The 11,071-nt window shown below is 39.8% G+C and carries 9 protein-coding genes and 1 riboswitch; of the genes, 5 read left to right on the top strand and 4 right to left on the bottom strand.

Annotation, left to right across the window (positions count from 1 at the left end):
* Nucleotides 1-463: 463 nt before the first annotated feature.
* The gene (folE2, locus tag H4J65_RS17160) at nucleotides 464-1,390 is read right to left on the bottom strand and encodes a GTP cyclohydrolase FolE2 (protein ID WP_182136701.1); all 927 of its coding nucleotides are present in this window, start codon (nucleotides 1,388-1,390) and stop codon (nucleotides 464-466) included.
* Between the two features lie 365 nt (nucleotides 1,391-1,755).
* Here folE2 and H4J65_RS17155 point away from each other — a divergent pair, with 365 nt between their 5' ends.
* Nucleotides 1,756-2,103, top strand: coding sequence for an Hpt domain-containing protein (locus tag H4J65_RS17155; protein ID WP_182136700.1), 348 nt, complete (start codon nucleotides 1,756-1,758; stop codon nucleotides 2,101-2,103).
* Between the two features lie 68 nt (nucleotides 2,104-2,171).
* On the opposite strand, the gene arcA is transcribed toward H4J65_RS17155, so the two are convergent.
* The 3 genes from arcA to H4J65_RS17140 form a co-directional block, all read right to left on the bottom strand.
* Nucleotides 2,172-2,873 (bottom strand): two-component system response regulator ArcA, encoded by a 702-nt coding sequence (gene arcA / locus H4J65_RS17150; protein WP_182136729.1) that lies wholly within the window; start codon nucleotides 2,871-2,873, stop codon nucleotides 2,172-2,174.
* A gap of 369 nt (nucleotides 2,874-3,242) precedes the next feature.
* Nucleotides 3,243-4,859 (bottom strand): sensor histidine kinase, encoded by a 1,617-nt coding sequence (locus H4J65_RS17145; protein ID WP_182198916.1) that lies wholly within the window; start codon nucleotides 4,857-4,859, stop codon nucleotides 3,243-3,245.
* 91 nt (nucleotides 4,860-4,950) lie between these two features.
* Nucleotides 4,951-6,000 carry a methyltransferase gene (locus H4J65_RS17140; protein WP_182198915.1) on the bottom strand — a complete coding sequence of 350 codons (1,050 nt, stop codon included), beginning with the start codon at nucleotides 5,998-6,000 and terminating at the stop codon, nucleotides 4,951-4,953.
* A 481-nt stretch (nucleotides 6,001-6,481) separates the two neighbouring features.
* Nucleotides 6,482-6,717: riboswitch (Lysine riboswitch) on the top strand.
* 80 nt (nucleotides 6,718-6,797) lie between these two features.
* On the opposite strand from H4J65_RS17140, the gene dapA reads away from it, so the two are divergent.
* Genes dapA through H4J65_RS17120 form a run of 4 tightly spaced genes read left to right on the top strand, consistent with a single transcriptional unit; the run spans nucleotide 6,798 to nucleotide 11,014 of the window.
* Nucleotides 6,798-7,808: a 4-hydroxy-tetrahydrodipicolinate synthase gene (gene dapA, locus H4J65_RS17135; protein ID WP_182198914.1), complete on the top strand. Its 1,011-nt coding sequence runs from the start codon at nucleotides 6,798-6,800 to the stop codon at nucleotides 7,806-7,808.
* Nucleotides 7,805-8,554 (top strand): 2,3,4,5-tetrahydropyridine-2,6-dicarboxylate N-succinyltransferase, encoded by a 750-nt coding sequence (locus H4J65_RS17130; RefSeq protein ID WP_182198913.1) that lies wholly within the window; start codon nucleotides 7,805-7,807, stop codon nucleotides 8,552-8,554. The genes dapA and H4J65_RS17130 overlap by 4 nt, the downstream gene beginning before the upstream one ends.
* A gap of 9 nt (nucleotides 8,555-8,563) precedes the next feature.
* Nucleotides 8,564-9,826: a PLP-dependent decarboxylase gene (locus H4J65_RS17125; protein WP_259367644.1), complete on the top strand. Its 1,263-nt coding sequence runs from the start codon at nucleotides 8,564-8,566 to the stop codon at nucleotides 9,824-9,826.
* Nucleotides 9,827-9,865: 39 nt separating this feature from the next.
* The gene (locus tag H4J65_RS17120) at nucleotides 9,866-11,014 is read left to right on the top strand and encodes a succinylglutamate desuccinylase/aspartoacylase family protein (protein ID WP_182198912.1); all 1,149 of its coding nucleotides are present in this window, start codon (nucleotides 9,866-9,868) and stop codon (nucleotides 11,012-11,014) included.
* Nucleotides 11,015-11,071: the final 57 nt, after the last annotated feature.

Genomic DNA, 11,071 nt, shown 5'->3' with positions numbered 1-11,071 from the left:
TTTGGTAGTTTATGCACGGTGTTTAGCTAATAATATTATTATCACCTTATTTTTTGTAATTTTATTACATTCTAATTTTTTAAGACGTTAATATTTGTCGTGTTTTGTATGCACTATTTATTCAGCGTTATCATTAGCGCTGAGTATTTTAGTCATGGTTGTAGCCGTTATTATAAACACTGGTTAGTAGGCGGGGGTGATAAGCACTTGGGCATTGAGAATTAATAGCGTCCTAATAGCAAGTTCACTAATTTTCTGATCATTTCTACTGGTTAAAACAAGCCACTGCAGCGTTATCTTTACTTATACTTCAATTCGGCTATAGCCAGTCTAGTGTTCAATTAGAAAACGCTTGTTGCTTTTATAGCGGCAGAAACAAAAATCCCTAGCCATTTTAAAAATAACTAGGGATGATTGATTTAAAGCTTAATTGGTTGGGTTAAGCTTTAAGCTAAACTTTAAGTTAAGCTTTATAGCCATCGACAATACCTTTAGTCGTCACACTCACGGCGTCATGGGCATGTAACGATTCTAAATGATTAATACGTAGCCAAAAATCATCAAATTGCTCAGAGGCATTCATGGTGTGTTGTAAACGACGAGCCGCATCTTCACAAAACATTAAGTTTTGACCATTTAAACGGGCAAACTCTTGTTCGTCTTCACGCTTTACTGCCGCTTGAACGGGTGTTTTTAGTGAATTTTCAATTAAGTCGACAAGATCTGTAATGGGAAATTCAGTGGTTGAGCGATTAAGTTTAACTTTAAGTTCAGCAACAGAGCGTTGGCTATGTGGCGTGGCCATAATACCTTCGGTAGTACCAAGCCATTCATGTACGTCGGTTAAATCCACATCTGCTTGGCCAATAAATTTTTCTTTAAAAGCTTGCTGAATAAGCTGACGAGCCAAGGCTGCAGAACAAGGGCAAGTTGAAGAGTAACGCACGTCAACAGAAAGCTCGATATCCAACGTACCTTTATTTAAGCGCCCAGTAATAGTAACGGGATAGGCTTTCCAGCCTTGTTTACCACTAATCAGTGATTTGCGGCGCAGATGATAGTCAAAACTAAACTTAACTTGGGCATTATCGCTTAGCTCTTGGTGACTACTGATAAAGCCGTCTAATAAGGTCACTAAACTCTGATGGTTTAAAACATTTGAGTTTGATAGTTCATCAAGGAGCAGATATAAACGCGACATATGTATGCCTTTCGCTTGTGGCTCTTTAAGGTTAACAAACGCATCTACGTAGGCTGAAACCATACGTTCTGATTGGCCTTTTGAGGCAACCATGATAGGCATTTCTATATTACTCATGCCGACCCAATCCAAAGTCCCCTCAGTTTGTGCTGTGGTGTGATTTGCTATATCAGGCATTAATGTTGGCATTTTGACTCCGCTGTTCGCTGTGCACTAGGTAAAGGGTTATCTATGGTAACTTCAGTAGCTAGTAAAATTATAAGTAGCATTACTGTCGTAAAAATAATGACAGTTTCCACAAGTAGTTAACAAAGTGGAAGATAATGCATTGGTCCGGAAAAAGGCGGCTATTTTGAACGAAATACCCCCTAAAAGCAATGTTTGTCATAGCTATGTTGATATTGTTCTAGTATATGGTAGTTGTATTTAATATCTGTTATAAACAGGGGATGTATAAGTAATAACTTCAGGTTAAAATGTTGTTTGCTATCATATAAATAACATTAAAATTTTAATTCGACGTAGTGAAAAGCTGGCGTCACTAAGGAGACTTCATGGTAACAACACGGCACATAGATTTAATCTTGATTAATGGCTATTTAGAAGCGTTAGACCTAGCGGTGATTGAACAAATGTTGGATTTATATATTCAGCAGTCTGCGTTGTATTTAACGGCGATTAATCATGCCATTGTTAATGTGGATCAAAAGGCATGGCAGGAGCAATGCCATAAAATGAAAGGGGCTGCAGCCAGTACAGGTTTAAGTCAAGTACACCAGAAACTTATCTTGATAGAAAAATCGGCTGAAGATAGTGAAACAAAGACTCAGCACTTGCAAGCACTGAGTTTGTTAAACCAACAAGCCATTACTGCTTTTCAACAGTGGTTGTCTGAGCAATAGCCTGAGAAGTCACTATATTAGCAGGTTAATATTAGCAGATTAATCATTTTACCCTGCTAATAGCGCTATTAATCTAGTTGGCCAATAAATCGATAACCTTCACCATGAATAGTGTTGATCAACTCTGGTGAACTTTCTACGGACTCAAAATGTTTACGTAAGCGACGAATGGTCACATCAACTGTTCGATCATTAATGCGTAAGTCGCGACCGGTCATTTCTTTGATCAATTGTTGGCGGGTAACAATTTGTCCGGCATTAGCAATAAGTAAACGTAGCGCGCGGTATTCACCACGAGGAATTGATATTTCTCGATTATCTGGTGTGGTCATTTTTCGTGCATTGCCATCCAGAGACCACTGATTAAAGCTAATAAGTGCATCGTTTTTTTCTACATTGCTAGGTAACATGCGGCTGAGTATATTGCGCGCACGAATCGTCAGTTCACGTGGATTAAACGGTTTAGTTAGATAATCGTCAGCGCCAATTTCTAGCCCAAGAATTTTGTCAATGTCACTGTCGCGACCGGTCAGAAAAATTAAGCCTAAGTCGTTCTGGCGGGTTAATTCTCTTGCAAGTAATAGTCCATTTTTGCCCGGTAAATTAATATCCATAATAATTAAATTTATTATGCTGTTGGTTAGCGCGCTTTCCATGCTATCACCATCTATTGCTTCGGAGACCTGATAGCCTTCAGCTTCAAATAAATTTCTTAAATTAAAGCGGGTGACGTCTTCGTCTTCTACGATTAATATATGAGGTTTTTGCATGTTCATTGTCCAGTTCCGTGAAGTTTGATTTTTTCAAATTTTAATTTTATTTGTATTAATACGTGTTTATTCCTGACCATGCAATTATAGACTATTTGATGGCTAATAAATAATCGGCACATGGTATAGAAGCGACCGTTAAAAAACAATCAATAGCAGGCTAATTACTGCTTTTTATCACTTTAAAATAATGGTGACGTAAGATTATGCTAAGTGCTAGCGAATAAATGTTCATTTAACGGGTTTAAAGCCCTAAATCGTTAACAACTTAACAACTTAACTACATTGTCAATAACTTAACTATAAACTATATTGTCAACAAGTTAACTATAAACCCTATTGAAATTTAACCAAAAGCGAATTAATTGGCTACTTATTTATAGGAAAGTTAATTTCTATGCTAACGCCATGCGCTAATTCGCTGCTCAGTACTATTGAGCCACCAAGTGCTTGAGTCACTAAATTATAAACTAAATGCATGCCTAAACCACTACCCCCTTCACCACGCTTTGTGGTGGTAAACGGTTCAAAGACCTTATGTTTTATTGATTCAGCAACGCCAATGCCATCATCTTTATAGAGGATGTTAAGTTGGTTGCTCAGTGACATAACTGTGATTGAAATGCGGCCCTCATCTTTACCTTCAAAACCGTGAATAATGGAGTTCATGATCAAATTAATAAGAATTTGATTAATCGGCCCTGGTTTACTATTAATGGTTAAATCATTAGGGCAATCAATATCAATAATGTAGGGTAACACATTGAGTTGTGGTTTGAGATTGAGTAAAACTTCGTTTAAAAGCTGCTTAACGTCGACAGTACGTAGGTCTTCACTTGATTGGTCTACGGCGACTTTTTTAAAGCTGGATATTAAGTCAGCGGCACGTTTTAGATTACGATAGATAATGGCGACATTTTCACAACTGTCATGCAAAAACTTTTTTAATTGGCTCGATTTTAGGGTTTTATTATCAAAAGCTTGTTTAATTTCATCTAATCTATCGGCTAATAATGTTGAGGCCGTAACCCCTAAGCCTATCGGCGTATTGACTTCATGTGCAACGCCGGCAACCATATCTCCCAGTGAGGCCATTTTTTCGCTTTCAACCAATTGGCTTTGAAATTGATGGAGTTTCTCTAACGTAGAGAGTAACTCTTGGTTAGATTCTTTCAGGGCGTCGGTACGTTTGTTAATTTTATTTTCTAATGCTTGTGAGTGCTCAAGACTCTGCTGCCCCTGAGCATTTAATTGTGTGATGTGTTTATCTATGCGAGCAAATAACATATTAATATTAAGGGCTAAAATGTCAGCTTCACGATATGGCATAGTGTCGCATTGTTGTTGAAAGTTTTTTTGTCGAGCGGCAACTTGTACCGTGTTAATCAAAGAAGAGAATGGCGCACTGATATAGCGCTCAAGTTTGAGCGCTATAAAAATGGCGATAATAAATACTATAAAAACAATGATAATGCTGATGATTAATAATTTATCAGTTATCTGTGTGAGGTACTCGCTACTGCTTTGCAAATAAATATAACCGATAATTTTTTCTTTAACTTTAATGGCTTGCATATACTCAAGGTGTTTTTCTTTGAATCTTGGTGTTAATAAATTTTTAACGTCATGCGATTTTTGCGCAATGCTAGCCCGCTGTTCATTACGTTTGTAACTGTAAAAAAAAGTCAGTTTATCAGTGTCGCTATTGAATTTATAAAGGTGTAAGTAATTTAAATTAGGAATGTGCTGGGGTAATGAAAAATTATCTTTTAGTGCTAATCGTTCTGAGTTAACTAAATAGGGCAGACTTTCATCGGCCAAAACAGTGGCCCAATGCTTTATTTGACTAGTGGCACTGAGCTGATAACTGTTGTTAAATTGTTGGGTAATGATTGAGAGACTCAATAGTGATAATAATGTGATGGCACTGATCACGGTGCTCAAGCAAATACGACGAAGAGACCAAATAGGTTTGATTGTTGACATACAGTATTAAACTCAATTAATGGTGGCTATAAAGTGCTTGTAAAAGTGCTTGTAGAAAATATTATGGCTTTGAACAATCACACATTTTTCGTTACTTTTTCCCATTAAGATAACACTGATAAACCGCAAAACCTTTTTTAATCGCTAAGGTCTTTGTTTTACCCAGTGCTTTTTCCATGATGGGTAAGTATTTCAAAAAACTATTAGCGACAATGGTAATGCAGGCTTTGCTGGTTAAGTTTTGCTTTATCTCGGCTAAAAATTGTTCGGTAGCGCCATAATGGGTTTTTACGCCCTGATGAAATGGTGGGTTGGAAATGACAAAATCATAGCGTTCTTGAACAGTAGATAAGCTATCTGAGGCAATATATTGCCCGCTTAACTGGTTTAAAGACAGTGTTGTTTGCGCTGAATGCAAGGCTAACGCACTGACATCAACCAAGGTTAATGTTGTTTTTGGGTGAACTGTGCCGATATAAGCGGCAATAACCCCTGCACCACAACCAAAATCTAACACTTTACCTGAAATAACCTCAGGTAAGTGTGCTAATAAAACTTCTGTACCCGTGTCTAGTGCATTTTGGCTAAATACGCCTGGTAAAGCGGCAATTTTTAGTACTTTATCTTGTACCTGCATTGGGTAGTATTTATAAAATTTTTGTAGTTCAAAGCGAGGTAATGAGGGTTTTAATTTGCCAATGTACATTAAGCAATGTCTTGCCGCGTCAACATTTTGGCAATATTCTAGGTAATCAATACCGAGTTTTTCGGCTGACTTTACCCCCGCTTTATTTTCCCCAACAATGACTATGGCGGCATCGTCTGTCATTGACTCAGCGAGCATAGCTAAGGTAAAACTAAATTCAGCCTTACTTTTTGGAAAATGAATAATCGCCATATCATGTTTAGTTTTGGCGATATACTCGACGCAAAAATGTGCGTCTACACGGGTGTTTTTCAATTGCTGACAAGTTTTATATTCAGCATAATTAGTGTGGTAACTATCAATATGAGCAGCGCTATGCTGACTTAAGTAATGGTTAATAAAACCATCGTCTGCGATATTAACCAAAAGAGGTCTGGTTGCGGCTAGTGCCTCAATATTGCGGTTTAATAATTGGTTAATGTTACTTATTGCCATGAAGATACCTGTAATTAAGCTAACTATTATTTATGGGGGTTATTTATGGGTGCTATTTATTGACGATATTTATGGGTCAAGTTATCTACAAATATCGGCGTTACTTTAAAGAAAACTTATCATAATGACAGGGCGAACTGAGCGAGTATTCATTAATACCGCCATAGTGAATGTGTCATAGTGCTGCGTAGTCTACGCGAATTTAATTATCTCGCCATCTTTAGTCCACAGGGAGTGAGCTATTTTGACCCAGTTCAACTTATCGGGCGTAGCTTATTTTAGTGATGGGCACTCTAGTTATTGAGGACAAGATCGTACTTACTGATTAGAAAAAGAAATAAAAGCAGTAAAATCAAACTATTAAATTTAAATTGTGGCATACGTCTAGCCGTCTATTGACTGTGCTTATATTTAAATGTTTTAATATTGTTGTCCCTTATTCCAGTGTGATTAATCGTAAAAAATTAATCACCGTCAATAAAGGGCCAGAAGAGGAGCGTTAACCAGGTAGTTATTGTGAAGAGATCAAACTCTAGTGAGCAATAATGAGGGGGTTTAACGCCGAGGTAATTGCCTTGTTGATAAGGTAATTGCCGGTTGTTAAGGCTTAGTTGTTAATATATAACCATTAAGTTTTATAGCCATCGGATACGTTCGATGGCTACTAGGTTGAATCCTTGCAACTGTCACCTAACTAGGTGGAGAGCTTCTGGCCTTTGTAAAGGCCAAATTTCATCCTAGAAATTTTGTCTGTACAAGCGCCTAAAAGTTCTCCGAACGACAAGAGTTCGAGAGCAATGAATCAAACAAAACCGATAGAAAATCACCTGATAACAGACCGACCTTTGGTTTGGACCGCACTGATCACGCCATTATTTGATGATGACGGCATCGACTATGTTAGTTTGCGTAAGCTAGTGCTACAACAAAATGCGGCCCACAATGGCATTTTATTACTGGGCAGCACGGGCGAGGGTTTAGCGTTAACCGCGCAAGAGCATTTAAGTATAGTGCAATATGTTTGTGCGATGACGTTACAAGTGCCAATAATGGTTGCTGTTGGTGGCTATAATCTTAACGAGCAACTGGCCTGGATAGCTAAATGCAATAAATTGCCGATAAAGGCTTATTTACTTACTAGCCCTATTTACGCCAAACCGGGGCCCGTAGGTCAAACCGCTTGGTTTAAAAGTTTACTCGATGCCGCAAACGTCCCTTGTATGCTTTATAACGTGCCTTCACGCAGCAGTGTTGAAATTTCCTTTTCGGCCTTACAACAATTACAAAACCATAAAAACTGTTGGGCATTAAAAGAAGCCAGTGGCGATCTTAATAAACTGCTGGCCTATAGAGAGCATTGCCCTAACCTGGACTTGTATAGTGGTGAAGACGCTATGATGCCATACCTTGCGAGTGCCAATGTTAAAGGTTTGGTGTCGGTTTGCGCTAACGTTTGGCCAGAAGCCACTCGGCAATATGTTGCTATGGCCTTAGCTCATCAACATGAAGGACTTTTTCCGCTTTGGCATAAAGCAATATCGGCATTATTTCAAGTGTCTAGTCCGATACCGGTAAAAGTGTTAATGGCTGAGTTGAACACTATTAGCTCGGCAAAACTTCGTTTACCCTTATGCCAAGCAGAACTTTCAGCGCAACACGGTTTACTCGACATTCATCAACACATTCAGCAATGGTTAGCGAGTAACAGCAGCAACCCACTAGCTCAGCATCACACGACTGATGACATTTTAAATGCACAAACCCCTCACTCTTTAGATTTAACTAACTTACGAGCAATAAAATCATGACTTGGCAACAAACATTAACAGACTTAGAAACCGGTAAAGTTCGTGCAGCAGAACAAAATAGCGATGGCACTTGGCAAGTCAATACTGCGGTGAAACAAGCCATTTTAGCGGCATTTAAAGCGGGAGAAAATACTGAGTTCGATGGTATTTATCGTGGCTTTGTGGATAAGCATAACTTACCCGCACGCGAGTTCACCGTTGCCGATAAGGTCAGAATGGTGCCGGGTGGTTCGTCGGTTCGTTGTGGTGCCTATGTGGCGCCAGGCGTCATTATTATGCCACCAGCCTATATTAATGTTGGCGCTTTTGTTGATAGCGGCACTATGATTGACAGCCATGCTTTGATTGGCTCATGCGCACAAATAGGCAAAAATGTTCACGTTTCTGCCGCGGTACAAATTGGTGGTGTGCTTGAGCCGATTGGTGCTAGTCCGGTGATTATTGAAGATAACGCCTTTTTAAGTGCTGGCGTGATTATTGTCGAAGGCATTGTAGTGAAAAAAGGTGCGGTTTTAGCCCCAGGCGTATCTTTGTCGGCCTCGGTAGCTGTTTATGACTGTGTCAATAATGTGATACTGGAAAAAGGTGCTGATATTCCTGAAAACGCTGTTGTGGTGCCAGGTACACGACCGGTTGCGGGTGACTGGGCTCAGCAGCAAGGACTTAATATGGCTTGCGCATTAATTGTTAAATACCGAGATGCAAAAAGTAATGCCGCTTTAGAACTTGAATCTGTACTGCGTTAGGATCAAAAAATGACTGCCATGTTAAATTCGACAGCTAGGCCAAACTGGCTTAGACCTGAGGTACTTGCACCGCTAGCACAGCACAGTGAAGCACTTAAAAACAGTGTGGAAGCTGAGCAAGATGAAGACGGTTTTTTTCTTTACGATTTAGACTATCTTGAGCAACACTTGTCGGTGTTGATGCAACAAGAGGTGATTAAACTCTGGTTTGCTGTTAAGGCTAATCCCTTGTCGCGTGTAATAAGCACCTTAGCGCAGCAAGGTTTTAATTTTGATGTGGCGAGTCAAGGCGAACTAACGCAAGTATTAGCACAAAATGTGCAAGCCGATCGCATTCTCAATACCGGTCCGGCCAAATCAAAGCGACAAATGAAAGCCTTCTTAAGCCAAGGCGTGCGCACTTTTGTCGTGGAGAGTTTGAACCAGTTGCAATGGCTTAATGAAGCAGCAATAGCATTGGCTTGCCAACCACAAGTATTATTAAGAGTACAATTACAGTGGCAAGAAGGTGAGAAAAATCCTTTAGGGGGTAATGAAGTGACGCCTTTTGGTTTATCTTGCCAAGAGTGGCAAACCATAAAAGTTAGTCACTTTCCGGCGTTAAATATTAATGGCTTGCATATTTTCCAATGGGGAAATATGCTCAGCAATGCTCGGATGTTTGAGCTTTGGTCACAAATGGTTACGCCATTGTTATCGCTAGCAGAACAATTGGGCATGAGGTTAGAAGTCTTAGATTTAGGCGGTGGCCTAGGTGTCGATTACCTGCAAACAGGGCAAGGCCTAAGCTGGAAAAAAATTGTTGCTGACTTAGCCAAAATAAAAGCACAGGCAGGTGTTAGCGAACTCTGGCTAGAGCTAGGTCGTTTTGCTGTTGCTGACATGGGCTATTACGTGACTTCGGTTGTTGACCGTAAACAAAACTTTCAGCAGCAACAATTAGTACTTGCCGGTGGCATTAATCATTTAATTCGCCCGGCAATTACTGAACAGCCCTTTCCTGTCGCCATGCTGAGAGAGTCAGCAGCAAGCCCTTGTTATTTTGATCTACATGGCCCGCTTTGTACCAGTTTAGATAAATTGGGTACCTTGGCAATAGCCAGTGATGTTGAAGTGGGTGACCAATTAATTTTTGGTTTAGCCGGCGCTTATGGCTTTACTGAAAGTATGCCGTTTTTTCTTTGTCATCAAATTGCCGCTGAATATGTTTTACAGCAAGGCAAAATTGAGCAAGTACGTGCAGCAGAGCCTGCAACTTGGTATTTACGTTAACCTAGTCAATAAAGTCGTTTGATTGGTAAGAGATTATTTATGAATTTAATCAGTAAAGAAGTGATGCATGTCGGTGAAATGGCCAGTGGTGCTGCGCTTACCGTGCCGGTTTATCGTATTAAGGGTAAACAGCAGGGGCCTGATGTTTATATTCAGGCTAATATGCATGGCGCAGAAGTGCAGGGCAATGCGGTTATTTTTCAGTTGTTAGAGCAATTAAAAACCCTTGAATTAAATGGCAGTATTACGCTCGTGCCTTATGCCAACCCTGTCGCTTGTAATCATAAAAACGGGGAATATACCTTAGGACGATTTGATCCCATTACCGGCGTTAACTGGAACCGGATGTTTCATTTTGATGACGATATTATTGCGCCGTTTGCACAAGCGCATTTAACCGCGACTAGCGCTGAAATTGAGCGCGCGTTTAAAGCGTTAATGCTGGAGCAAATAACCGAAAAGTTAAATCATAATATTTATGGCCTGACGACAGGGCAACGTATTGCCTTTCAACTGCAACGCCTAGCACATCAAGCTGATATTGTTTTAGATCTGCACACTGGGCCGATTTCCAGTAAGCACTTATATTGTCCTGAATATGCCATAGCCAGTGCAAAGTACTTTGATATTCCACATACTTTATTGATTCCTAACGACTTTGGCGGTGCATTAGATGAAGCCACTTTCTGTCCTTGGTGGCAGTTACAGCAGACCTTTGCTGCCCTTGGCCGTGACTTCCCTATAACTAAAACTGAGGCTAATCAAGGCCAAGATGTTATTATTAAAGAGAGTTTTACTGTTGAGCTGGGCTCACAAGAGCAGATTGATTTAGAGGTTGCCCGTGAAGATGCGTTAGGTATTTTAAGTTATCTGCAGTATCAAGGTGTGATCAATAGCCAAGATTACCAGCCGAAAACCATGACGCGTTATAGCTGTATGTTAGCCGATTATAAGGCACTATATTCACCCATGGGCGGGATGGTGGATTATTTGGCTCAATTTGGTCAGCCTTTAGCGGCAGGAGAGCCCTTAGCGCGTATTCTACGTATGGATAATTATGGTGATGGTGACCCATTACACTATATAACCTTAGATCATAGTGTCATACCGATTTTGCATTTTGCATCGGCGAGTGTCAATCAAGGCACTGAACTTTATAAAGTATTTAGTAAGTTTAGTATTTTATAATCGCGCGTTTTAACAAGAAAAAGCGCCTTGATTTAGCTTTTAATCAAGGCGCTTTTT

The sequence above is a fragment of the Colwellia sp. MB02u-9 genome (assembly GCF_014077085.1).
In the GTDB taxonomy this organism is placed as follows: domain Bacteria; phylum Pseudomonadota; class Gammaproteobacteria; order Enterobacterales; family Alteromonadaceae; genus Cognaticolwellia.
The sequence above is the reverse complement of the archived record's forward strand: the minus strand, read 5'-3'. Positions and strand labels throughout refer to the sequence as shown.